Consider the following 24,104-nt stretch of genomic DNA (forward strand, 5'->3'; position numbering starts at 1 on the left):
GAAAAAAGCCGTTTTCCCATTGGTCTTGGAAAACGGCTCTTGCTTTTAGCTTGATAGTTCCTGTGGTTGATGCTGCGGTCTTTTCTCGACCAGCTCCAAAAACTTTCCGAAGGTAGAAGCGAGTATTTGCTGAAAAAGCATACCGAGAACAACAGGAAGAGCAACTGGCGCCGGAAAGTACGTGATTGCCATAACTGCCCCTGCACTAATGTTTCGCATTCCACTGTTGAAGGTTAACGTGACAATCACATCACGTTCCCATCCGAATAGCCTTGCGATCCCCCATCCCATTACATAACCTGAAATGGCTACTACGAGTACGAGGACCGCCATTCCTACCAGTTTAGCATCCATCATATGAAAGTAAGATGAGACCATCGAGCTGTTGATGGCGACGACAACACCCATACCCATCTTGGAAAATGGCGCTAATTTTGGTGCCAGCGTTTTTTTGACGTTCCCTTTTGACAAATGATTGAGCAGCATTCCCACAAGAGATGGCAACACGATCATATAAAATAAACCCTTCATCAGCTCTGCCAAATCCATCTCGACGGTAGCCCCCAAAAACAAGGACATCCCCAACGGAACAATCAGTGGGGAGAGCATCGTATCCAACAAAATAATGGATAGCGTCAGTGCGATATTCCCGAAATAAATCGATGACCACAAAAAGCTCGTGATCCCTGTGGGAATTAAGGCAGCCAACAAGAAGCCCGTGATGACATGGATATCATCTGGATAAAACAACCGCGCCATCGACCAAGCAACAAGCGGCATTAGTGCATGGAGAATCAACAAGTTGACGATTAAGGGGAGCGGTCTGGTCAGTACTTTTGCAAATTCTTTAAATCCTGAACCGAGACTGCCCGCAAATGTCATGAAGGCAAACACCCAAGGGGACAAAAAAGCAAACGGTTGCAAATGTGTCCCGGCTAAAACGCCAATAGCAACACTGCTCGGCGTTAGTATGGGCATGATTTTCTCAAGCGATCGATTCAGTTTGGCTAACCCGTTCATTTGATACACCTCAAGTCTCGTCCTTTGATGCTAGTGATGTGAGGTATGTTATCATGAACAGATTATTGTTACAAGACCAAAGTTCATTATTAGATTACTTACGCATCATTTATTCGAATTTCACCTTGCATACTTTCGTACATGGGAGTAAAGGCTATGACGGAAAGGAGGTATTTTATGAACGGAATGGATTGGGTAGAATTTATCCGAAAAACCGAAGATAAGATGTATCACCTCCATCGAGCGATAGATGGAATCTGTAATGATCCCGACTATAAGGAATCCGTTACGACCTTGACGGAAGTGGTAAGAGATTATCAAGTCCTCGTGGAAAAAGCCAAGGGTGAATTACGCGGCATCGACCTCCATCGAGATCGAGAACGAGATCGAGAACGCGCGCATTATTACGATCATGATCACCACTAGCTTATATAGACTCCCAGTCAGGGGGTCCTTCTTCGTTTTCAATCACATAATTTTCATTCGATTTTAATTATTCCACCAAAAAGAGACAGCAAGAACCTCACTCTACCCATGTAGTATGTGAGGTTTGAGAAATCCGCTAGCCTTTCATTTTCTTTTCAATTTCTTTTAAGGATTTCTTCTTCTGGCATGCCGCCTTTACATCGGTTGGCCACCGTTCGTCACTCAGCCTTTGTAAATCTTTTATCAATCGCTTATCAGCTGTCACATGAATATTGGCTTCTGGGAAGGCCTCTTTTAATTTCTTTCCGACTTCCTTTTGAATCGATTCCATCTTGAACCGATTAAAATTCGTTACTTGAATAGCCACATCGAGATCTTTATCGATTTGCACAACCACTATTTTGTCAATGCCCTTCACGCTAGCTGTAATTGATCTCGCCCGATCTTCCCATTGATAATGTCTGACGGGAACAGGCATGCACAACGGCTCCGCTTCCGCTTTTTGCTTCGTCTCTGTACCAGATTTCTTTGTTTCCGTACCAGATTGCTTTGTACACCCCGTTACGGTCAAAGCAAAAGCTAGGGTCAGCACCACGAAAGTTGCACGCACAAAAAACACCTCCTGAACAAAATCACCTGTTACTAGCTTGACCTTGAATGGAGGAAGTATGTAAAGAAAAAAGCGGTGACTCTTCTGCATAATTTGAGTCACCGCGGACCCCAAGAACATTTCGAGTCCTATGTACAAGGATATAAAAAATCGCATCGAAACGCGATAGGAGATAATTGGATATGAAACGGACCAAAAAAAAATCCCAACCAACAAAAAGTGGTTGGGGCGTACGGGGTAGTACGCGTATGTCATACGTGAATGATATAATCATATAGGACTTGTTTTCTGTTGACAACGAGCAATAATAGGTACATTTACCTATGGATGGAATAAAAAAATGGCGCCGACTTTGACTGCATCAATTAGTCGGACGCGTGGAATAGAATCCCCAAGGTTGGATTATACTAGCTAGCTTGGATTACTTTTCTATTATCTTGAAAACTCTTCGTTCACGCTATGCGAAAATAATGGTAACAGGTGAAAATATTACCTATAAAACTTGATCGACCATGGAACCTTCCGCTGAAATGTGTTAATTGCTTCAAAAAATTCAGCCAAAAGTTGCTAATCGTGTTATGATATCCCTGTAAATTCTTGAGGAGTTGAGATGATGAACAGAGAGCAATGGACAGCGGTTGATCACTATTTTACGGATAAATTACTGGAAGCCGATTCCGTTCTGGACACAGTTCTTCAAGTGAATGCAGCTGCAGGTCTTCCAGCTATTGATGTAGCACCCAATCAAGGTAAATTCCTTCATCTATTAGCACGGATTCAAGGCGCTCGTTCGATCCTGGAAATTGGCACTCTTGGTGGATACAGTACCATCTGGCTAGCCCGGGCACTTCCTGAAGATGGTCGTCTCATTACTCTCGAATATGATCAGAAGCATGCTGAAGTTGCGCAATCGAACATTACCCGCGCAGGGCTGGATCAGATTGTAGAAGTGAAGATCGGACTTGCCCTTGATTCTCTCATCCAACTGCACGAAGAAAATCAGGGTCCTTTTGATTTTATTTTTATCGATGCAGATAAAAAAGGAAACCCCGATTATTTCCAATGGGCATTGAAGCTCTCTCGCAAAGGCACTGTGATTATCACAGATAATGTTGTACGAAGTGGTCAAGTTGTGGACGAAACAAACACGGATCCTAATATTGTCGGTGTACGTCAATTCACCGATATGGTTGCTGAAGAGCAACGTGTCAGTGGAACCGTTGTACAGACAGTTGGCAGCAAGGGCTATGATGGCTTTGCGATCATGCTTGTCACCGGGGAGAACTAGTCTTCTTCACTTTCAGAGGTAGTAACGAGTAGGAGTGTGTACATCTTGTTTAGGCTGGATTTACCTAGCTTTATGCTCATCGCTAATGTCATTTTGGTTCTCACAGTACTGTCGATGATTATCAAAGTGTTGGTGAAGAGAGAATAGCTGATGTTTTTCGGAGGTGCTTTTCCTTGGAACCATTGCGTGATCAGTCCCTTGCTTTACGAGAAGTAACAGAGGCAGATCTCCCCATATTTTTCACTCAGCAATTAGACAAATCTGCTCATGAGATGGCGGCCTTTACTGTCAAGGACCCGGAAGATAGAGACGGATTCACCGCTCATTGGACAAGGATTTTGAACAATGATTCGATTGTGAAAAAAGCCATTGTCATGAATGGGCAGATTGTCGGAAATGTTTCGTGCTTTGAACTGTTTGGCTTGCCTACGATTGGATACTGGATAGACAAAAGCTTTTGGGGCAAAGGAGTCGCGACAAATGCACTTACTCTCTTTTTAGAGGAACTCCGAACACGTCCTGTATATGCGCGTGTCGCCCATGACAACATCGCGTCCATTCGTGTGTTGGAAAAAAACGGTTTTCAGCCTTTCGGTGTAGATCGGGCATTTTCGGAAGCACGAGGCGTAGAAGTGGAAGAACTCATTCTGATTAAACACACATGAGGTCTGAAGCGCTTACCGTGAGCGCTTCTCCTCTTTTTATCCAACGATCATTTCTAAATCGAACGGGAACATCCTATATGCAATCAACGATCTCTACCATGCACTTAGAAACCGAACGCCTCATCATCCGTCCTTACGCAGAAGTTGATTTGATGGAATCTTTTGAACTCATGCAAAACCCAAAGTTGTTTACCTGGCGTTCTCGATTTTCTGACTCCAGAAAAAGAGCTCTATGATTTAATCGGACGGGATTATTGGGGGAACGGCTACGCTTTTGAAGCTGCCTCCGCTCTTACTGCGTACGCATTTGATGTAATCGGATTCGATCGGTTGTACGCAAAAGCACACCAAGACAATAAAGCATCGCGGCGCATCATTGAGAAACTCGTCTTCTCGTTTGAACGCGTCTTAGATGGACTGACCGGGGACGACGAGGACTGCAACGGTGAGTGGTTGTATGTTTTGACGAAATAAACAAGCCATTCATTCAAAAGCTTCGTCAAAATCTTCCTACATGTGTTATAATAAAAGAACAGTATTCTCTTCTAACGGAATTTCTGAATAACCCACACAATTACATGCGGTAGTTCTAAAGATGATCCCCTGAATCAACGAGGATCATCTTTTTTGTTCTTTCTAGTAATTATCACATGACGAAAGGTTGTAGATGATATGGAAGCATTGCCTTGCCAAGGCTGTAAAGGATTGTGCTGTGGTCCTGTTCCCATTACAGAGAAGGAATTTAAAATGATATACAAGAAATTGAAAGCGTTTCCAAAAAAGCTCCGTGACGACCTGGAAAATCAACCGAGACTGTTTGGGACTTGTATCTTCTACGACATGCAAAAAGATCAGTGTGGCATTCATAGCGTTCGACCGGAAGTGTGTCGCGCTTTTGGATATCACAGAGACCTTGTCTGTTTTCGTAAACCAGAATTGGCAACGAAAGAAACGCTGACCTTCAAGGAGAAAGCGATTGGGTATTTGAGTATTGATATTACTTGGAAGCATTTTTAAAGAAAGGAGCTATAAGATGTGCGGTTTTGGTTTGAAAATTAGTTCCAGACTCAACGTCAGCATGAAGCAAAACATGGATCTCAACTGAATAGTAATGTTATAGACAGCCTCATTGAACTATACTCGTCTTCACCCTCTAGACTTGATACGCGATAAAAATGCCGAAGGAGGCAATTTATGTTGAGGAAGAGTACAAATGCAGGTAGAAGATCTGCAACTATGACTGGGGTGTTATTAATAGCCGGATTGATTACAGGTTTATTTAGTGTTGTTCCTGTAATTGATGGAGCAGACTACCTTGTCATGGCTTCTTCAAATGAGAATCAGGTACTACTAGGCGCATTTTTTCAATTGTTGATGATTGTTGCCTATGTGGGTATTCCTATTTTGATGTATCCGTTGTTAAGTAAGCATCATAAAAGTTTAGCTCTCGGATCTGTTGCTTTTGGCATCATTGCGGGCGTGTTCATTATTCTTGGTGTAATCATTCTTCTGTTGCTATTGTCAGCAAGCCAAGAGTTTGCAAAAGTTGGAACTTTGTATGCAATGTATTTTCAGACACTGGGTGAATTGTTGCGGGAAGGACGTGATTTGGTAAACCATGTGGCAACGACACTGGCATTTGTTCTGGCTATGTTCTTGTTCAACTACATATTTTACCGAACTACATTAGTTCCACGTTGGTTGTCAGTCTGGGGTCTAATTGGGTCAACATCGTCCATATTGGCTAGCTTATTATTTATGATTCGCTTCATCGGGCTGGATACAACCTACATGATGTTGAACATTCCAATAGCCTTTCAACAATTGGTTTTGGCTATATGGCTAATCATTAGAGGTTTCAACCCCACGGAACAGGATTCTGTAACCAATTAAAATACGTGTTTTAGTGCTAAAGAGCGAAACAATGGAGAAAGGGATATCTCAAAGCTTTCACTTGAGACATCCCTTTTTCTTTTACACGCATTCACGCATCCCTTTACTCCACACTTGCCAACACGCGCTCCAACGCATCCAGCGCCTGCTCCGCATCGGCACCATCCGCAGTCAAGACGACCGATTGTCCTTTCGACACCGCGAGGGACATGACGCCGATAATACTCTTCGCATTCACCTTCTTCTCATCCTTGTTCAATCCGATTTCACTGGAAAAGGAAGCTGCCACTTTCACAAACAAAGAAGCCGGACGCGCGTGTAATCCCTGTGCCAACTGGACGATGACCTGTCTCTCTCTCATTCGATTCACTCCTATCCCTTTGTCATTAAATTGCTATAGGCCTTCTATAGCCGTCAGCAGTTCTTCTACTTGATCCAAACGAGTCAATCCCGTTTCCTTGTCCACGATGGATGTATAAATATGCGGTATGACCTGCTTTGCACCTGCTTCGAGGCATACCTCCACAATCGGCCGAATCGAAGCAGCATCGATCCCGCCAGTCGGCTCAAAAACGGGAATCCCGTAACGTACGGCTGCTTCTGCCATCGCCTTGATTTCATTCAGCCTTTCCAGTCCGTCAACTGGATAAAATTTGACCGAGTGTACACCAATCTCCGCCAGCATCGCGGCGGCTGCATCGCAAGACAGCCATTCTGTAACTTTGTTGCTCATTGGTCCCGTGGTGACGTGAACCTTTCCTGGTTGACCACCAGGGGCAATCAATGCATTCACGATCGTATGTGAGTTGCCGACTGCCTGTAGCCCGCCGAGCGTATAGCCTGCTGCCGGAAATACCTGATTGACGTGATCCGGTTGGGTCTGCACCGCGACTTCTGCGACCTTTTTCCATTGCGTAGGATCACCTGCGCCCAGCCCTACAGACACGGGTACACCTGCTTGCTGGTATTGTTCAACAGCCTTTATTGCTGCTTCTACGGACGCAAATCCTTTGACCAAGATCCCGATTAGAGCGCGGCCATCAGCGACGGCACATATTTGTTTTGCGTTTTCTACATCCCTTGCTAAAACGTTTAAACGAATTTTCGGTGTGCCCACTTTTGTTATTCTCCTTCTCCTTGTTTTTGCAGCAGTTCCTTTATTCGCGCTGCAATGATGTGTTCTTGCCCTTCGTGAAACGGTCGTGGATCAAAGGCAATCACACCCGTATTCACATAGTGGTTACGGGTAAAAATAGCTGGATTTCCTTGCTCCAGTTGGCGTGTAAGCTCCCGAGCCGTCATTCCTGCCACTCGTTCGTCAAGCTGAACTTGCACTCGATAGATCGACCTGCCTGCCTCATCCTGTGCGATCACTGCTTTCACACCGGGCAAGCTGTTCAGTTCTCCAGCCAGCCACTCCACTCGACTGCGCTGTTCGGGAGCATTTTGCTTTTCGGGGTCGTACTGTCCAAGCGCTGCAAGCAAACCCGCAATGGCTTCCTTGCCTACCTTCATGGCACGACCGACGCCTTTATATTGCGCGCGGCATGCGGCAATCAGATCGGCACGCCCTGCGATAAAGCCTGACGTTGGTCCGCCGATTGCTTTTCCGCCACTGTAGATGACAAGATCGGCACCCATCGCCACGTAGCGCCGCAGATCCTCCTCCGCCGCCGCGTCAACAATGACCGGAAGTCCAAACTCCCGACCGAGTTGAATCATCGCGTCTAGCGATTGCATCCCTTTTTGAATCGCATGGTGAGATTTGACATAGAGCAGTGCTGCGGTCTGATCGTCAATGGCTTCTCGCAAATGCTCTGCTTCTACGTGATTGGCATGCCCGACCTCTACGACTTTCCCACCGCCCAGTGCAATCATCTGTTGAACGGAAGCGCCGAAGTGCACCGCGTGTCCTTTTTGGATGATGATCTTGTTATTCAACCCTTCGGAAAAAGGAAGCCGCTCGATCATACTCAGATGGCACCCTGCTATGACTGCCGCTACACTAATAGCAATGCCGGCAGCTGCTCCTGAGGTAGGACAACCGTCTTCTGCACCTGTCGCCTCTGCGATATGATGACCTGCCACAATCATCAGCTCACTGATTTCTACATAATCCATGGCGGCTTCTCCCATGGCCTGTGCGATAGAAGGATGGACGGCACTAGCACCCAGTGCCGTCATCTTACCGCTTGCGTTTATGACTTGCTTCAACCCTAACTGCTGATAGATTCCCATGGTTTGCCCATCCTTCCTGTGAAAACTCTTCTTTCTATCCTCATTGTGTCGGAATCGGGAAAATGGCGCCAAGAATCATGGCTCCGATAATCGCACCTCCTGCAATCGGTTTGTTGTAATAGTAGAAAATCGCTGCTCCTGCTGTTGCGCCAAGTCCAACTGGAATCGAAGCCATAATCGCAGAAATGATGATCAATGGGCCTAAGTAACGCCCAGCAGCGTTTCCGGCTCCCATCATGACATCGGCACCAAAGGTGGAGTTCGATGCGTTGATCGTATACTTCCGAATCAAAATAATCACGGTACCAATGATGAAGCCCAAGAGCGCACCTGTCGCCAGCGCCAAAGGAAAAGAAGTCAACGGAGCTGTGAATCCCGCTCCCAACATCAACGCTGGTACGCCAATCCCGATACCTGTTTGCAACGAACCTCCAATATCGAGAATCCCAACCAGCGGCCCCTCCAAAACACGTGCAAACAAAAAGCTCGCACCAAACGCAGCAGCTGCACCATAACCGCCACCCTTGATCCCCGCCTCGAGCATCGCAACGATGGCGATATCGTTAAAAGCACCGACATGATACACATAGTAAAGATGAGTACCCGCAAAGATTCCCGCAGACAAGCACGCCACAAAAAGCGGAAATGCCCATTCTGAATACCAAAACCCTTTTGCTTGCAATTCACCCATTACTTTTTCACCACCGATCCAAATGTTTCGTGAAGCTCTATCAACCACTGTGGAATTTCCACGTACATACTCTTCAAGAGCGCGACATCAAAACCGCGGAAGAAGCCACTGAATACAAACAAGAGAATGACTGCAATAAACATGGATTTGGTAATTTTGTTCCAACCACTGTCGTCCAGGCCTTTCCCGATCAAAATACCCAAGACGATTCCAGGCACCGCATTTCCCATGACCAAGTGAGACAAACCACCCAAGACCGTTCCCCAAATCCCTGTCCGTTTGCCTGCATCCATCGTCGCCATCCAGAACACAATCGGCATGATCGGGTTGATCAACCAGTTCGCAGCCGGGACCAGTACCTTCGTCGCTACGAGCTGCATCGATTCGGGAATCGCCGTTGCAGTGGAATTCAACACAGTGACCACGACGACACCAACTGCTGCTCCGGCAATCGCCATTTGCTTCGGATTGTGCAACGTCTCCGCGACATTCTTGTTGCGCCAGAGCAACACGGCCGCCGCCCAGTTCGGGATAACGCGATGATCCACATCTTGCGTCAACGCACCCGCACCAACAACAGACGCCCACGAGTTAAACAAAAAGCCAAGACCAAATGAAAAGTGGGAAATGGGATCGCCCGCACACGCGTTCAGCTCTCCAAAAGTCCGGAATGCTCCCATCCCCTGTACATTGGGTGCATGGAACATCCTCGCTGCCCCCGCACCAACACCGAAGCCGACCAATGCCCCGATGACAATCGACTTCAACACAATCATCAACGTAACCACTGAACCTACCCCCTGTCTCTTTCTATCGCTGACGAACCAACTGCCCTATACCCGCATTCTGCTCGGTCTGCTGCTGAAACGTTATATTTTCTACATGGATTAGACCCAGCCTCACTTGAATATCTGCGGTGATGTCATACCGCGTCCGTTTGCGAGGGAAGAACAATCCCAAAAATCGCTCATGCTTGACTGTTTCTGTCGCCGACACAATGGAAACCCCTACAGGTTCGATTCGCACGACCAAATCACTCGTCTGTCTCGCAACCACATGCTTGATTTGGGAAAAAATCTTGTTGAAGGCTCCTTCTTTCGTATCGCCACTGCCGGATAATCGCAAGGTCTGTGTCGTCTCCGTGTACATGGATTACTTCCCTCCCAGCTTGATGTATTCTTCCACCATGCGCCTGCCCAGCTCTTCTGTATCCATGAAGCCAAAGCCAATTACTTTTTTTCCGCTACGCAAGGCAGTAATACCAGCATCTACGGAGCGCAAGCCGTACTCGACCGGAAAACCATACTTGGTCTTGGCAGTGAGTGCCCCAGCCCCACCACTTCCGCAAAAGGACAACCCGAGATCTGCACTCTCACTGACCATGACATCTCCTACCTTCATATCCGCGCCAACACCTGGAATGACGATCGCGGTCCCGCCAGCAGCTTCGATTCCTTTTGCAATGTTCTGTCCTTTTCCGAGACGATCACCAATCACGATTTTTACCTTAGACATATCCAAAACCTCCCTATATTCACAGCAATGTTTTACGATGGCCCCATCTGCATGGCACGGATGGCTTCAAAATGAACTGCTAACAGAAACGCTTCTGTGTCATCTGCCTGCCACGCACTCTTCTCTTCCGAAAGAATTTTGTGCGAGAGCGTAACCATATCGGGATGAATTTCGGCGAATAACTCCGCTTCAATCACGGGCAGCCTTTCACCGTTGGTCATCCGTCGTACAAATGCCAGTACATGAGCTCCGATGGCTAGCCAGCGATCTCGCGGTATTTGAATCTCCATGAGGCGGAACTCCTCCTCAATTTTTTGGAGAATTTGTTTTGTTTCTGAAATTTCAGATAAATGTTCTGATTTTGTCTCAATCAGTTCCTTGAGAATGTCATCAATCATTTGCATGTCAGTACCCTTCCCGAAGTAATCCCTTGATAAGCCACTACTCTTTCCATTGTCTCCACCGTTTCTTGTTCACTGTCGCTCAAAATTGTCGGCTCTTTTTTAATCTGCAAAATGGATACGTCCGCGCATGCCCCTACTTTCAACGTCCCGATCTCGTTTTCCAGCCCGAGAATTCGTGCGGGCGCAAGCGTACTCGCAGCAATCACACCGTCGAGCGAATAACCCATGGCGAGAAACTTCGTGAGGGTGTGCGTCAAGCTGTGCACAGGACCATCGATGTTGCGCCGGTGAACATCCGTGCTAATGACATGTGGCATAATACCTTGGGCCTGCGCATGACGCAATGTTTGGAAGCTGAAGCTCGCTTCGCCGTGCCCGATGTCGAGTAAGACTCCCCGCTCCAACGCGTCTTGCGCCTCTGGTATCAACTCTCCTCGTTCGTCGAACATCCCTCCTTTTTTTCCGTGAAACGCATGTGTCACTACGTCTCCCCGGTCTAAGAGAGGCAATATTTCCGTGAGTTTTGGCGGAGCGTTTCCGATGTGAACCATCATAGGTACGCCCGCTCCCCTCGCTGCTTCCTTGGCTACGAGCAAGGGTTGTATCCCGTTTTGCTTGACGACAGAACCGCTCATGCGGGCTTTTACCCCTCGTAAAATCGGTTGTTTTCTTATGAGGGCTGCCGCTTCTCTCGGGGTTAACCGCGACATGTCTGCGAGTTCCCCGCCTCCTGTGCACAAGCCATCCCCTGAAATGTTCAGAAATGCCAGAACACGAGTAACAGAAGGATACACTGCTTCTTCAAGAAAAGCATCAAACGACCATAGTCCGACACTGCCAGCATCTACTACGGTTGTCACTCCTTGCTCGATCCCGACCCGATCCGCGGCTACGCCCAAACTCGTCTTTGTCGGAAAAACATGAGCGTGCAAATCGATCAGACCAGGTGTCACCACATATCCCTCAGCATCGATTATCTCCTTGCTTTCCAGATTCATCCCTTGATCATCGGTTGTCTTCCCTTTCTCATACAACCCAACGATCCGCCCTTCCCGAATGGCAAGATCATAGTGCCCGTTCAGGTTCTGGGAAGGATCAACGACCCGTCCGTTGCGTATGAGTAGATCCACTTTCACTCTCTACCGTCCCCTTTCCTGAAAAATAGCGCATAATGGCCGTCACTTCACTAGGTGGAACTTGGAAGTTTGCCTCAGCCATCAATCGGTTCAGCCTTTCACGCCATGCCTTCCATTCTATCGATTCCGCCTCTGCCGACGATTCCCACTCCTCCTGATAAGGTGAGCCAAAAGCCAGTCGATTTACCATCAATAGGAGGTGCAGCGTCAGTCCGCTTGCCATTTGTTCTGTTAGGTACTCCCGGAAAGCAGTCACGATTTTTTGACTGATTTCATACCCTTTGCAAATGACATCCTGGGACAGCCTCTCTACCACCGGCAAATCTGACGGATTAAGATCAGCAGTCAGAGTGGGGAACCAAGCTTCCTTGTGAGCATTCACAGCCTGCTCTCGAATTCCTCCCTCCACTTGCAAGGCTTCCAGACAGTTCTGAATCTGGTTGATATCTTGTCGGGTTGGAAGAGGACTGACAATCACAACTGGCACCTCGGCTTTGATCGGCAGGACACTAATGATGACATCCACGCGACGACTCGCCAAATACTTCTCTACCTCTGTGCTGGAACACAGGCCTACGACCCGAAGTGAACGCAATTCGCTTTCCAGGTACGTTTTCAAAAACCGTGAAGTCCCTCTGCCTGTTCCGCACACGACGAGCGCATCTGCCTTTTTCTGCTCCAGCCAGCGATCATAAGCTGCTTGAAAATGCAGAACAAAGTAAGCAATGTCGGCATCAAGCCAATACACCCCGCGATGCCAAAACACTTCTTCGCATGAGCGCTTGACTGCATCAAACATGCGTGCGTAGGAACGGCGAATCTCCTCCGTCAGAGGATTCGCAAAAAGAACTCCCTGACGATAACGGTTCAAACTGTCATCCAGGTGAGCAAATAGCAGTCTGACCAGTTCCTGATCCTCGTACAACGGTGCCAGCATCCGGTTACTAACCGCTTCCGTCAGCTCTTTGGTGGCCTGGAAAACGTCCAAAACAATCCTCTCTGCTCGCGCCTCTCGTGGCACCTGTTCGGTCCCTAACAGAGGAAGGCACGCATACGCAATCTCGTGTTCGGGAATAACGACGTTCAATCGCTGACATAATGCTCGAACCTCGTGTGAAAACAGCTCGTACCCGATCCAATGCCTCGCTTCTCCCATCTCGGCATCATCCGCAGTGACCAATTGACCCCGCTGTACGCGATGGACGACAATGCATAAGCGAATCAGCAAACTAATCAGCGCTCGGTCTGTCAGCGTCTCCGCAGCAGTATTCAACCATGCTTTGATGCTGTGAATAATCTCCCCTAATTCTGCCCGGCTGATCAACCACTTCTCCAATAACGGACCCGTTCTCGCCTCATGTCCATTTTCTAAAAACATCCCCTGTACCATCCGATACATGTCGTTTCCATCCAACAGATCGTGAATCAAGTTTTCGAGAGCATACCGCTTGTGCCGCTCACTCCCGTCCACACGTACACCGTACCTCTGCTTCGTGACGAGCTCAAGACGCCAGCCATCGAGCAGCTTTTCCGCTTCCTTAACATCGGCAACGACGGTATTGCGACTGACTCCCATGTGGTCGGCCAAATCGTTCATCCTCTGATACCCATCTGACAACAGAAGAATGAACAAAAAATGCTTGACCCGATCCTTTTGCGGCAGAATGAGTGTCTTGCTGTCATCCCTTTGCAAATTTTCCTTCAAAGCATTTCGATGCTCTTGTTCTTCCGTGATCCACAGCCCTTTATTCGGTTGAGAATGGAGGATGACATTTCGTTCCTTTAGCCATTGCCTGACGTTCTCCAGATCGTACTTGACGGTTCGCTCGCTAACTTGGAAATCGCGCGCTACATCCTTAATTTTCAGCGGATAGTAGCTGTCGAGTATCACCTTCAGTAATGAATGGGAACGTGTGGTTAAAAAGACCATTCCTTTCTCCTTTCCATAAAAAGCTGTGTCCTTGCTTGAGATTCATTATAGAAAACGCTTTCTCGGTGGTAAAGAACGATTCCTTTCCCCATCAATCGTGCAATTTTTGCAATTATCAGTTTGATCCGACAGCAATGAAAAAGATGACCCCGGTTAAAACTGGGACCATCCTCTCTGTATAACCTATTTGACATAGATCGTCGTTTTTGCAGTTGCCTTTGTATCCGTTTCGAAGTTTTTCACTGTTGCCTCAAACTTATGTGTCTTTTTTTGCTCTGGCTTGAACTTTAGCAGTACTTTATGCGTTTTATTTTCATCATCATATTCTTCATTGATTTCGGTCACGTCAAACTTTATCACTCCGCTTCCACTTATCTCCTCATCTTTTTCTTTATCATACATTTTCAAGAAAAAGAAAGGAGTATAGGTTCCCTCTTTACGTGGAGTAAAGTAGCCTGTTGTTACGTATACCCCTTTCTTGCGATCATGTGTGGTTCTTACTTTTTCTACCTTTTGAGTCGTATCTACTGAATTAAACGAGAAAAATAAAAACTTCGCGTCTTCTCGAATCATTCCCTTATACGGAGTATGTACAGTGAATTTTATTTTTTCACCAACTTTAAGTTTTTGTTCAGGTGAAATAAAAAATTCTGAATCTACAGAAGGCACCGTTACCGGCATGTTGTCTACAAAGATCCTTTTATTCGCTCTTCCTACCCATATTTTATCTGTATCACTCATAATGATCTCAAACTCGATACCCAAACTTCCCACTCTGTCGCCGATAATATCCTCCGGTGTAAATGTCGCCTTTGACACATAGTTCTTTCCCTTTATTTTCGTGTCTGGCTCAATGGTTATCGTCTGCTCTTTATCCATTTTTGCCTTAACCACGATTTTCGCTTCGAATGATTTTCCCTCTTTTTTCGTAACGGCCTCCACCTGAATCTTCGTACCGGGAGCATACCTGTCTTTGTCTGGACTTATATTTAGTTCAACCGGTATTGACTCTTCCATTTCTTCAGATGCCAAGGTGACTGTTGGTGACGATGTAACAAGCAAGGCTGATGCAACCATCCAGCTCATGAGGAAATAAATCCACGAAGACTGCTTTCGCTTCATGAAAAGCATTCCGTACCCCTCCAACCATTTTTTGGTGAAAACCTCCATCCAAATAGTATCATTACACAAAAAAGGTCCGCAACGAAAGGTTACGGACCTCTACCAATACCTCTACTTGTAGGAGGTGCTTACAGAATTCCACCCAAGCTCGCACCTTTGACAAACAGTCGTTCGATATTTTTCTCGACCGTTGGATCTGGTACCAATGGGGGTGCTTGATGTGGTTTGGTGCGGGCATCAATAATCAGATTATCGCAACCCCAATGCTTGTTCTCATAGTAGCTGTTCACACCGTACATGTCGTGGGATGGATTGCTTCGTGTGAAGGTTGCCCACAGGAAGTTTTGTAGCGACGCGCTCAGGAAGGTACTATCATCACAAAGGATGATCATCGGGCAAGACGGGATCGGCCCCCTCGCCTGAATCGCATCACACAGATTCTGTAATTGCTGCTGGGCGCTCGCGTAATCGGTAAATGCAGGACCCTGGATCGACACCACACCTGGCATAATCAGGCGGGCATTCTCAAACTCTCGCAAATCCTTCAGTTCATCCGGTACCTCTTTGCACAGCTCTCGTTTTTGATCGCCGTAAGCTGCGAGGACAACCTTACTGCCACTGTTTAAGCCCGTTCCCGAATAATCCAGCGTATCAATAGTCGTGTTTGTATAAAAATGAACATCGCGATGCAAATCGATTCTCTCCAGAATATAGGTCATAAAATCAACTTCATCATGCGTCGTCAATGGTCGGTTTTCTTCGGCGGTAATGAATAAATACTTGGCTAAGCTCAATTGTCCCGTCCCTAAAATGCGGTTGGCAATGGTGAGCATCTCCGTCGGCTGTTTGACTTGCTGATATGGCGTATACCGCTCGCTTCCGATGGCAAACAGCAGCGGATGTACACCGGCGGCATCTACTGCGTGGACTTCTTTAACACCCGGGATTTCTTGTTTGATCGCATCACCCGTTAACTCGTGAATCAACTGACCGAACGATGTATCCTCTTGTGGCGGACGGCCCACAACTGTGAATGGCCAAATGGCATTCGGCTTGGCATACACTTTCTTTACCTTCATCACAGGGAATGGATGGATCAGACTGTAATAGCCCAGATGGTCACCGAATGGTCCTTCTGGTTTCGTATCTCCAGGATAAATATCTCCTGTGATGACAAAATCCGCATCATTGCTTATGCAGTAACCATCGATATAGCTGTAGTGAAAACGACGCCCAGAGAGCAAACCTGCAAAAGTAATTTCGCTCAAGCCTTCTGGCAGCGGCATTACAGCCGACAAAGTATGTGCAGGTGGCCCGCCTACGAAACAGCTTACTTTCAGCGGCATCCCCATTTTGGTCGCTTTGGCTTGGTGGACTCCGATTCCACGATGGATTTGATAGTGCAAGCCAATTTCTTTGTTTACTTCATACTCATTACCAGTAAGCTGCACACGGTACATACCCAAATTGGAATTCATGATTCCCGGCTTGTCCGGATCCTCCGAATAGATTTGGGGCAGCGTCACAAAAGCTCCACCATCCATCGGCCAGCTTTGGATAAGTGGAAGGTCCGTTATGCTGATTTCCTGTGCAGTTACCGGCATGCTAGTGGATTTTTTTGCAGGCAATGCTTTCAGAGCAGCAAAGCCGTTCTCGATATTTTTAAATGGCTGCTTTAGCGCTTTCATCGGATCATTGCGCATGGCGATGATATTTTCAGCGGCTTTCCAGGTGCTTCTGAAAATAAACTTGCTGCGCTCAATTGTACCAAATAGATTGGATACCGCGCGAAATTTTGAGCCTTTTACATTTTCAAACAACAAAGCTGGTCCGCCTGCTTCATACACCTTCAAATGAATGGCGGCCATTTCCAGATAGGGATCTACTTCTTCGCGAATACGGACCAAATGTCCGTGCCTTTCCAAGTCAAGGATGCACTCTTCTAAATTCTGATACATATCTATAGGGCTCCAATCACTAGATTCTAGATTTACCTGTAGATCAATACCTTCTCATCATACAGGAAAGATCCTACAAATTCACGATACCCTTCCGCACAATTTCTTGAAGCTCGCTCAGCTCTCTGATTTCGTACGTCGGCTGAATGCTCGTCTGATTTTGCTTGCCCAGCGGATTGAACCAGCACGTATCGATCCCGTAATGCGCTCCCCCTTGTATATCAGAGGTCAACGAATCTCCCACCATCAATACGTTCGCCTTCTCCGTCCATTGCAATTTGGAAAACGCGTAGTCAAAAATTTCCCGATCCGGCTTCTTATAGCCGACCTCTTCGGAAATAATCAGATGCTCAAAAGAGTCGCAAAGCGGTGAAGCGGCAATTCTTGCCGTTTGCACAGAGGCGAACCCATTCGTAATGATCGCCAAGCGGCAATCCTCCAAACTGTTGCACAATTCAACCGCTCCAGGTACCAAATGCACTTCTTTGCCCAAGGATTCAAGATAGGTGCTGCCGAACGCCTCTGCATCGACGTCTAGCTGAACAGCTTTGAAAAGTCTACGAAATCTCTCTACACCCAGCTCTGCTAGAGTGATCCGCCCCTTTTCTAAATCCTCCCACAATCCTTTACTGATCTCTTTGTAGGTCGCTCCATAATCAGACGATCCCGTAGCGAGTCCAAACTGGGAAAACGTCTTTTGCAAAGCATTTTCTTCTGTCGTTTTGAAGTCAAGAAGTGTATCATCTACATCGAATAAGATGACTTGATAGCGCATGGCAACCTCCAGAAATCTTTACTGATCAAGTATTCGTACAAACTAACACCTTTCTATCATATCAAAAATAGAAGGCCAAACTGCATACAAAAAGCCTCGAACTGTATCATTCGAGGCCAAGAAAGCTATTTTAGAGGAGCGGCTTCTGGATCAACGTCGCGAATTTGAACCGATGAACATGACCATCGTTGAATGTGGTCGATCCACTTACGAAATGAACATGTTTCCCATTCCCAACCGGGATGGCAGGTCCAGTAACAATTCTCACACCATGCAGATGATTAAAGAAATCTGTGCTGGATCGAATGACATGAACGTGGCTGTTTCCTCTCGGGATGGCTTGACCAGTGACACCAGCAAAACGGTGGTTATGCCGATCTGCTCCTTGTTCTGCAAGCTGCGTACTACCTAAAAACTCATGAACATGTCTTTGAAGCCGCGTTGTACTTTTTCGTTTTAACTTCCATTTCATCCTATTCTTTTTCGCCATTACTTCCATCCTTCCACCCTTGGCTTACTCCCACTATATTCAGGCAGACAAGGAGGCGAACTGGTCAACAGCTTGTTTTCTACGAAAATCCATACTACCCTAGCTTAGTTCACACTTTTTCCAACATAGCTCCCTGCAATAATGATCGAATTGGTATATCCGCCACTTACATTATCGAAACCTGAGAGTAAGGTTGGAACCCCCAGAAATTCAACTGTATCTTCTTCGTAGATATCTAATCCACCTAGATAAACGACTTGGTAGCTATGCTCCTCGTCATTGACGACATGCAAGACAGAAACGGTTCCCATTTCCGGTATTTCTTCCTCTTCGATGCTTAGCACTGTTCCTTTATCTTGAATCATCGAGGCATGATACTTGGAAATATTTTTATTGATATGTTTCGGTTGCACATTTTGATCAACTAATTGCTTGGCTTCCTTCACTTTCTCCCCGGTTGCCGGGAACAGATGAGCATACTTCGCCAAAAACGCTTTGGATTCCGGTGGAAATTCTTCTCCAGCTTTAAAGCCATTCACTTCATGTAGGGCGAGTACAGCCATCGAAAGATACGTAGCGACATTATTATTTTCTGATTCCACCACTCCCCCTTTAGCTTCACTCGTGGAAGAAGAGCCTTGTGTGGCTAAATTGGAAAACGCGGATGAAGCACTTGAATTGGTTGAACCACATCCTGTAGCAAGAATAAAGGCAACAAGTATGAATGCATAAGAAAATGAAACTCTCATGTAAATCAACCTTTCCTATTATTTCCTTCCCTTCATTATCTCATGGTATATTATCTCTCAACAAGGTAAAAGGAAGGTGTAGCAATGAACGCACTTTTAGTGATTGATGTGCAAAACGGAATTGTGAGTTGTGGGGATTACAAAGAGGAACTTTTTTTGATGGAACAGGTAATAAAAGATTTTAAAGAGAGCAATCGCCCTGTCATTTTTATCAGACATATCGATGATGCAGAAGAAAGTCCACTGAATAGAAGCTCTATCGGCTCTGAAATACACCCTTCGTTAAAAGACTATTCCGACTACTTAATCGAGAAGCATACTCCTAGCTCCTTCTTCCAAACGGAGCTCTCACACACTTTAGAAAAGTTAGGGGTCGATCATCTTTTTATCATCGGTTTTGAGACGGAATTTTGTTGTATGTTTACGGCGATCGCTGCCTATGATCGCGGATATAAAGTGACATTCATTAAAGACGCAACTGGAACAACAAATACCGCCGAAACATACGGCATGCAAGGTTTAGACATTAACCGGTTTGTAGGTACCGTTCTCCGTTGGTCGAGTGTCATTGAAGTAGTAAACTACGCCGAGTACACTGAAAAATACAAGTGATGGGAGCAGGCACTTTTAAAAAGGAGCCCGATGATAGCCGATCCTTTGCAGAACGTTCCGTTAGCTATATGACAAAAGATGTCATAATGAACGATTTATACTGAGTCCATCAACGAAACGATTGGAGGATTTCAGTATGACAGGTCTGCGTATTTTTGCAAAATGGGTAGTGATCGTAGGGTTGTGCTTGATGTTCGTTTCATCTGGTATTTACAAGCTGATAGGACATCCAGAGGCAACACTTGCTTTCCAAGCACTCGGGTTTCCCTCTTGGTTTCAAGTTGTGATCGGTTTAGGAGAAGTGCTCGGCGGACTAGGGTTACTGATGAAAAAGTATACACGTTACGCCGCCTACGTGCTCGCAGTGATTATGCTGGGTGCTACAATCACGCTTCTTTTACATGGTGACACATCTACTGTAGCGATTCCGCTTGTCTTATTCCTTGTTTTCTTGCTGATCGGTCGCCAGAGTGGTAGCAAAAAACAGCCGAATCGTGCTTCGTCAATTTAATTTTATGACTCACTAAAAAGGCCGCCAGTTCCCCCTCCTTTACCAAATGAGGATCTGACGGCCTCCCGTTTTTTCTTCGAGCTCGTTCGTTTACAAATGCTTTTTTATAAAGTGTAGTAGGGTCTGACCTTGTGCGGTAAGAATTGCTCCCTTACCTTGGCATTTTGGGCATGATTCCTCTTGCTTGTTTTCATTCACAAGAATCCCCTTGCCTTCGCATTCCCAGCAGGATTGCTCTAAGTCATCCATCGAAATCGTCATGAGGCATAACCCTTTCCCTGCTAAAAATAACCGTACCTTGTCCTTATTTTAACACGAATTCGTCATGTTCTGCCAGCAAGTTCACTTTCGCTGTGGCAGGCTCTTCCTATGTAGAGATGCAAATATTTCCACATACCCTTCTGCCCGGGATCATAGTAGGTAAAGATAGTAAAAAAGGAGGGATGACATGTGGATCAAGAAAAAGTAACCATCAAGATTAACGACAATGGATCAATTCGTGTTACCGGTGAAGTTGAGTTGCTGGATGGCGCAGGTGACAAGTATGATGTCGGTTCATCTTTTTCACTCTGTCGATGCGGTCAATCCGAGAAAAAACCGTTCTGTGATGGCACGCATAAAAAAGTAGGCTTTGAAAGTGCACCACGAGCAAAAGCATGATCCGAAAGAGCGCAGATGCGCTCTTTTTCTTTTATCCATCGCTTTTTATGTCAAATTGTTTCCTCCTCGAACTATTGGTATAATTTTGAAAAGCATTCTGAAAGCGAAACGCCTATGATAAAGACATTCCGATCCCATACGCAATGGCGAAGAACTTTCCTTCGTCAGTTATGGCTGACAAAGTTAGGAGTCCCCAACCATGTATGCACAAGTTGTACGTTACAATCAATTTGGCGAGCCCCATGAAGTATTGGAGGTCGAACAACGGCTGATTGAACCTTTGAAGCAAGATGAAATTTTAGTAAAAATGAGCGCACGTCCCATTAATCCTTCTGATGTCATTCCAATTCGTGGTGCTTACAAGCATCGTATCAACCTTCCCGCCATTCCCGGGTATGAGGGAGTTGGTACCGTAATGGATACAGGTCCTTTTGCTCCCCGCTCTCTTATCGGGAAACGTGTTCTGCCTTTGCGCGGTGAGGGTACGTGGCAAGAATACGTAAAAACGACAGCAGAGCTAGCCATTGGGGTTCCTGATTCGATCCCAGATGATATCGCCTGTCGGTTGTACATAAACCCCATCACTGCGTGGGTCATATGCAATGAGACCCTTCAACTGTCTTCTCAGCAGGTTTTGTTAGTCAATGCAGCCAACTCAGCCATTGGCCGTTTGTTTATTCAGCTATCCGCTCTTTTCGATTTTCGGGTGATCGCCATTGTCCGAAACGCAAGATACACCGAGGAGTTGATACAACTCGGAGCGTGGCATGTCATCGACAGTTCACGTGTGTCGACTTATGATGCCATCATGAGTGTAACGCACGGACAAGGTGCACATGCGTCTATTGATTCGATTGGCGGCCCAGACGGTTTAGAGCTGGCGAAGTCTACACGTGCCGGCGGGATTTTCTTGTCGTTAGGCCTTCTATCGGGAGTTCAAGTGGATTGGTCGATCATCTCGAAAGAGCTTGGCGTTCTCCCACAACTGTTTTTATTGCGCCACTGGAATCAACGCATATCTGTGTCTACCTGGCACGATACATTTGAGAAAGTCATCGAGCTTGTTGATAATGGGAAACTCCTTTTGGCAGAGCCTGGAGAAAAATTTGCACTGCATGATGTAAAAGAGGCCGTGCGATTTGCGGAGAGCCGTCATCGTACGGGGAAAGTCATCTTGGTGTAAACACCAGAAAAAGACGCTAGGAACGGTCATGTACAAGTGGTTTCAATAACACCAAAGCCAAAAATGAGCGTCTTCTCGCCCTTTTTGGCTTCGGCGAAACATAGGAGGTCCTATGGCTAGACATGAAAAGAGGTTTCTTAAAAATTATGAATCAAAAGCCTCGGAATATCTGAACGATAAAGAAAAAGCATCTCATCTCTTAAAAAAAGCAATGAAAAAAGCTGACCAAAAAGCGATCGGAGATGTTTGGGAGAATTTACAGCTACTCTTTAGTATTTTCGGTGATTGGACGAGCGGAAAATATCGAACGATCCCTGTTAAATCCATCTTGATGATTATTGGCGGGATTTTGTACTTTGTTTCACCCATAGACGCCATCACAGATTTTATTCCTTTTGCTGGTTTACTAGATGACGCGACAATCATTGGATTGGTGTTTCGACAAGTGAGCAGCGACCTTACTCTATACAAAGAATGGAAACAAAAGAGGTTTTTACAGGAATAGGAAAAATACATTCGAGTAGAGCGAGGTGATTTGATGACGTTACACAAGTATTTACATCATACATTTCCAGCGTTAATGCTTAGACCGCCCTTGTTTTATAGCTGGGATATTGGAATTCGTTTTGAGCTGGGTGTGAACTACGATTACCATAACGTTTATGAAAATTGTCCCTATTTACAGGGGGTTTATGGCCGAGCGATTACTTTATTCAAGTCTTTGCATGCACCTCATGATGACATTTTTATCGTCGTGGATGTAAACGATTTTGGGGACGGTGGGGCTTTCAAGCGTAAATTGAATGCCTTTTCCAAGTATGTGAAGAACAAATCCCTTTTGTATAAGCTGCAACAACACACTATCCCTTATGTTTTTCCAGAAGACGATGAAAATGAAACCTATCGAACGCATCGATTCGCCTTGAAGTGTAAGACATCGGACTTTTCATTTGTTCCGATGATAAAAGCGATCTGCCGTCAGGATATGGGATTACAACCACGTATTTTTCATCGGGTCTACTTTATCAATACGACTAAACAAACTATCTTTCACATCTATGACGATCGAGGCTGTGATTTATTAGCCACTTCTCCTGAAACCATCAGAGGGATTTACGAAAGCTATTCGCATTGGATTTTAGACTATGACAGAGCCAAGATCGATCAGGTATTTTCGTAAATGGATGACAGCTATGGCAACACATTTCCGGCAGCGCGATAGATGTCATACCACTCTTCTCGCGTCAAGCGAATATGGGCTGCTTTCACGCAATCTTTCATTCGGTCGATGTTCGTCGTGCCAATGACAGGTTGCATGTTCGCCGGGTGCCGTAGTAGCCAAGCGATGGCGATTGTCGTGTTGGACACTTCATATCTAGCTGCAATTTCATCGCTTTTCTTGTTCAACTCAGGAAATTTCTCGTTCCCAAGGAAAGATCCTTCGAAAAATCCATACTGGAACGGCGACCAAGGCTGAATCGTAATATCGTGCAGCCTGCAGAAGTCGAGTACACTACCATCGCGGTTCACAGCCGAGTTGTTCTCCATATTGACGTTGAAGCCTTGCGAGATCATCGTCGCGTTCATAATGCTGAGCTGCAGCTGGTTAGCAACGATTGGTTGCTTCAAAAATTTGTTTAACAGCTGGATCTGCATCGGATTTTGGTTGGAAACGCCAAAGTGGCGCACTTTACCCGTACTTTCCAGAAGATCGAACGCTTCCGCTACTTCTTCCGGCTCGACAAGCGTGTCTGGTCGATGAAGCAGCAAAACATCCAAATATTCAGTTTTTAGGCGTTTGAGAATGCCATCCACCGCATTCAAAATATGCGCTTTGGAAAAGTCGAACATGCCAGGCCGGATGCCACATTTTGATTGCAACAGGATACGCTCGCGCACGCTAGGGCTCATCTGAATCGCTTCTGCAAATACTTCCTCACATCTGCCTTTTCCATAAATATCTGCATGGTCGAAAAAGTTCGCTCCTTCTTCAAGTGCCGTTTGTACGAAGCGCTCCGCTTGCAGCTTGTCTAGTGACCCAATCCTCATACAACCGATTGCGATGACTGGTACTTTCAACTTGCTCGTGCCGAGTGGTATGGTTCTCATGTCAATCCTCCGATTCCATTTTTTCATGTGTCATTTCAAAACAATCGTTTCAACACTCCCCCCTACTGGTGCTATAAAGAAAAGGACAGGTTTCGATGTTGAAATGGAGATACAAACAA

Annotated in this window: 31 protein-coding genes; 12 read left to right on the forward strand and 19 right to left on the reverse strand. The window is 46.0% G+C overall.

The annotated features are described in order from the left end of the window. Window positions 1–45: 45 nt before the first annotated feature. Complete coding sequence (locus KB186_RS01630) at window positions 46–1,020, reverse strand: bile acid:sodium symporter family protein (RefSeq protein WP_173607782.1); 975 nt, start codon at window positions 1,018–1,020, stop codon at window positions 46–48. A 177-nt stretch (window positions 1,021–1,197) separates the two neighbouring features. On the opposite strand from KB186_RS01630, the gene KB186_RS01635 reads away from it, so the two are divergent. After that, window positions 1,198–1,446 carry a hypothetical protein gene (locus tag KB186_RS01635; RefSeq protein WP_173607783.1) on the forward strand — a complete coding sequence of 83 codons (249 nt, stop codon included), beginning with the start codon at window positions 1,198–1,200 and terminating at the stop codon, window positions 1,444–1,446. A 136-nt stretch (window positions 1,447–1,582) separates the two neighbouring features. Here KB186_RS01635 and KB186_RS01640 read toward each other — a convergent pair whose 3' ends face one another. After that, window positions 1,583–2,056: a YhcN/YlaJ family sporulation lipoprotein gene (locus KB186_RS01640; protein WP_232772982.1), complete on the reverse strand. Its 474-nt coding sequence runs from the start codon at window positions 2,054–2,056 to the stop codon at window positions 1,583–1,585. A 610-nt stretch (window positions 2,057–2,666) separates the two neighbouring features. On the opposite strand from KB186_RS01640, the gene KB186_RS01645 reads away from it, so the two are divergent. The 5 genes from KB186_RS01645 (at window position 2,667) to KB186_RS01665 (ending at window position 5,902) form a co-directional block, all read left to right on the forward strand. Further along, complete coding sequence (locus KB186_RS01645) at window positions 2,667–3,344, forward strand: O-methyltransferase (protein WP_173607785.1); 678 nt, start codon at window positions 2,667–2,669, stop codon at window positions 3,342–3,344. A 173-nt stretch (window positions 3,345–3,517) separates the two neighbouring features. After that, window positions 3,518–4,009 (forward strand): GNAT family N-acetyltransferase, encoded by a 492-nt coding sequence (locus KB186_RS01650; protein ID WP_173607786.1) that lies wholly within the window; start codon window positions 3,518–3,520, stop codon window positions 4,007–4,009. Between the two features lie 162 nt (window positions 4,010–4,171). Continuing rightward, a complete protein-coding gene (locus KB186_RS01655) occupies window positions 4,172–4,483 on the forward strand; it encodes a GNAT family N-acetyltransferase (protein ID WP_232772983.1) in 312 nt (103 codons plus the stop codon). Between the two features lie 198 nt (window positions 4,484–4,681). Beyond that, window positions 4,682–5,026: a YkgJ family cysteine cluster protein gene (locus tag KB186_RS01660; RefSeq protein ID WP_232772984.1), complete on the forward strand. Its 345-nt coding sequence runs from the start codon at window positions 4,682–4,684 to the stop codon at window positions 5,024–5,026. Window positions 5,027–5,203: 177 nt separating this feature from the next. Continuing rightward, window positions 5,204–5,902, forward strand: coding sequence for a DUF4386 domain-containing protein (locus KB186_RS01665; RefSeq protein ID WP_232772985.1), 699 nt, complete (start codon window positions 5,204–5,206; stop codon window positions 5,900–5,902). A gap of 103 nt (window positions 5,903–6,005) precedes the next feature. Here KB186_RS01665 and KB186_RS01670 read toward each other — a convergent pair whose 3' ends face one another. From KB186_RS01670 to KB186_RS01740, 15 genes are all read right to left on the reverse strand, one after another. Then, window positions 6,006–6,263 (reverse strand): HPr family phosphocarrier protein, encoded by a 258-nt coding sequence (locus KB186_RS01670; protein ID WP_173607789.1) that lies wholly within the window; start codon window positions 6,261–6,263, stop codon window positions 6,006–6,008. Window positions 6,264–6,296: 33 nt separating this feature from the next. Continuing rightward, the gene (locus KB186_RS01675; protein ID WP_173607790.1) at window positions 6,297–7,019 is read right to left on the reverse strand and encodes a KDGP aldolase; all 723 of its coding nucleotides are present in this window, start codon (window positions 7,017–7,019) and stop codon (window positions 6,297–6,299) included. Window positions 7,020–7,024: 5 nt separating this feature from the next. Then, entirely contained in the window at window positions 7,025–8,140 is a 1,116-nt protein-coding gene (locus KB186_RS01680; protein WP_232772986.1) for a DgaE family pyridoxal phosphate-dependent ammonia lyase, read from the reverse strand. A gap of 40 nt (window positions 8,141–8,180) precedes the next feature. Then, complete coding sequence (locus KB186_RS01685; RefSeq protein ID WP_173607792.1) at window positions 8,181–8,831, reverse strand: DUF4310 family protein; 651 nt, start codon at window positions 8,829–8,831, stop codon at window positions 8,181–8,183. Then, window positions 8,831–9,619, reverse strand: coding sequence for a DUF4311 domain-containing protein (locus tag KB186_RS01690; RefSeq protein WP_232772987.1), 789 nt, complete (start codon window positions 9,617–9,619; stop codon window positions 8,831–8,833). The genes KB186_RS01685 and KB186_RS01690 overlap by 1 nt, the downstream gene beginning before the upstream one ends. A 22-nt stretch (window positions 9,620–9,641) precedes the next feature. Next, on the reverse strand, window positions 9,642–9,980 hold the full coding sequence (locus KB186_RS01695; RefSeq protein WP_173607793.1) for a DUF4312 family protein: 339 nt from the start codon (window positions 9,978–9,980) through the stop codon (window positions 9,642–9,644). 3 nt (window positions 9,981–9,983) lie between these two features. Beyond that, window positions 9,984–10,346, reverse strand: coding sequence for a glycine-rich SFCGS family protein (locus KB186_RS01700; protein WP_007727312.1), 363 nt, complete (start codon window positions 10,344–10,346; stop codon window positions 9,984–9,986). Window positions 10,347–10,378: 32 nt separating this feature from the next. Next, a complete protein-coding gene (locus KB186_RS01705) occupies window positions 10,379–10,750 on the reverse strand; it encodes a hypothetical protein (protein ID WP_232772988.1) in 372 nt (123 codons plus the stop codon). Then, window positions 10,741–11,886 carry an amidohydrolase/deacetylase family metallohydrolase gene (locus KB186_RS01710; RefSeq protein ID WP_232772989.1) on the reverse strand — a complete coding sequence of 382 codons (1,146 nt, stop codon included), beginning with the start codon at window positions 11,884–11,886 and terminating at the stop codon, window positions 10,741–10,743. The genes KB186_RS01705 and KB186_RS01710 overlap by 10 nt, the downstream gene beginning before the upstream one ends. After that, window positions 11,846–13,816, reverse strand: coding sequence for a BglG family transcription antiterminator (locus tag KB186_RS01715; protein ID WP_232772990.1), 1,971 nt, complete (start codon window positions 13,814–13,816; stop codon window positions 11,846–11,848). The genes KB186_RS01710 and KB186_RS01715 overlap by 41 nt, the downstream gene beginning before the upstream one ends. Window positions 13,817–13,999: 183 nt before the next feature. Further along, on the reverse strand, window positions 14,000–14,947 hold the full coding sequence (locus KB186_RS01720; RefSeq protein WP_232772991.1) for a hypothetical protein: 948 nt from the start codon (window positions 14,945–14,947) through the stop codon (window positions 14,000–14,002). 119 nt (window positions 14,948–15,066) lie between these two features. Continuing rightward, on the reverse strand, window positions 15,067–16,896 hold the full coding sequence (locus KB186_RS01725) for a UbiD family decarboxylase (protein WP_232772992.1): 1,830 nt from the start codon (window positions 16,894–16,896) through the stop codon (window positions 15,067–15,069). Window positions 16,897–16,969: 73 nt separating this feature from the next. Next, window positions 16,970–17,671 (reverse strand): YjjG family noncanonical pyrimidine nucleotidase, encoded by a 702-nt coding sequence (locus KB186_RS01730; RefSeq protein ID WP_232772993.1) that lies wholly within the window; start codon window positions 17,669–17,671, stop codon window positions 16,970–16,972. 130 nt (window positions 17,672–17,801) lie between these two features. After that, window positions 17,802–18,161: a YmaF family protein gene (locus tag KB186_RS01735; RefSeq protein WP_173607799.1), complete on the reverse strand. Its 360-nt coding sequence runs from the start codon at window positions 18,159–18,161 to the stop codon at window positions 17,802–17,804. Between the two features lie 104 nt (window positions 18,162–18,265). Further along, on the reverse strand, window positions 18,266–18,763 hold the full coding sequence (locus KB186_RS01740) for a hypothetical protein (protein ID WP_232772994.1): 498 nt from the start codon (window positions 18,761–18,763) through the stop codon (window positions 18,266–18,268). A gap of 231 nt (window positions 18,764–18,994) precedes the next feature. On the opposite strand from KB186_RS01740, the gene KB186_RS01745 reads away from it, so the two are divergent. Together KB186_RS01745 and KB186_RS01750 are read left to right on the forward strand one after the other, a co-directional pair. Beyond that, window positions 18,995–19,522, forward strand: coding sequence for an isochorismatase family protein (locus tag KB186_RS01745; protein ID WP_173607801.1), 528 nt, complete (start codon window positions 18,995–18,997; stop codon window positions 19,520–19,522). 136 nt (window positions 19,523–19,658) lie between these two features. Continuing rightward, window positions 19,659–20,033, forward strand: coding sequence for a DoxX family protein (locus KB186_RS01750; protein WP_232772995.1), 375 nt, complete (start codon window positions 19,659–19,661; stop codon window positions 20,031–20,033). 90 nt (window positions 20,034–20,123) lie between these two features. Here KB186_RS01750 and KB186_RS01755 read toward each other — a convergent pair whose 3' ends face one another. Continuing rightward, a complete protein-coding gene (locus KB186_RS01755; RefSeq protein WP_069844814.1) occupies window positions 20,124–20,294 on the reverse strand; it encodes a tryptophan RNA-binding attenuation protein in 171 nt (56 codons plus the stop codon). A 189-nt stretch (window positions 20,295–20,483) separates the two neighbouring features. Between KB186_RS01755 and KB186_RS01760 the strand changes: the two genes are divergently transcribed. From KB186_RS01760 to KB186_RS01775, 4 genes are all read left to right on the forward strand, one after another. After that, on the forward strand, window positions 20,484–20,693 hold the full coding sequence (locus KB186_RS01760; protein WP_173607803.1) for a CDGSH iron-sulfur domain-containing protein: 210 nt from the start codon (window positions 20,484–20,486) through the stop codon (window positions 20,691–20,693). A 199-nt stretch (window positions 20,694–20,892) separates the two neighbouring features. Next, entirely contained in the window at window positions 20,893–21,876 is a 984-nt protein-coding gene (locus KB186_RS01765) for a zinc-dependent alcohol dehydrogenase family protein (protein WP_232772996.1), read from the forward strand. A gap of 112 nt (window positions 21,877–21,988) precedes the next feature. Then, window positions 21,989–22,381, forward strand: a complete 393-nt coding sequence (locus KB186_RS01770) for a YkvA family protein (RefSeq protein WP_232772997.1) — start codon at window positions 21,989–21,991, stop codon at window positions 22,379–22,381. 33 nt (window positions 22,382–22,414) lie between these two features. After that, entirely contained in the window at window positions 22,415–23,056 is a 642-nt protein-coding gene (locus tag KB186_RS01775) for a DUF3885 domain-containing protein (protein WP_173607806.1), read from the forward strand. 11 nt (window positions 23,057–23,067) lie between these two features. On the opposite strand, the gene KB186_RS01780 is transcribed toward KB186_RS01775, so the two are convergent. Further along, window positions 23,068–23,985: an aldo/keto reductase gene (locus KB186_RS01780; protein WP_232772998.1), complete on the reverse strand. Its 918-nt coding sequence runs from the start codon at window positions 23,983–23,985 to the stop codon at window positions 23,068–23,070. Window positions 23,986–24,104 lie beyond the last annotated feature (119 nt).

The organism is Brevibacillus sp. AF8, from assembly GCF_021270385.1.
Lineage (GTDB): Bacteria > Bacillota > Bacilli > Brevibacillales > Brevibacillaceae > Brevibacillus.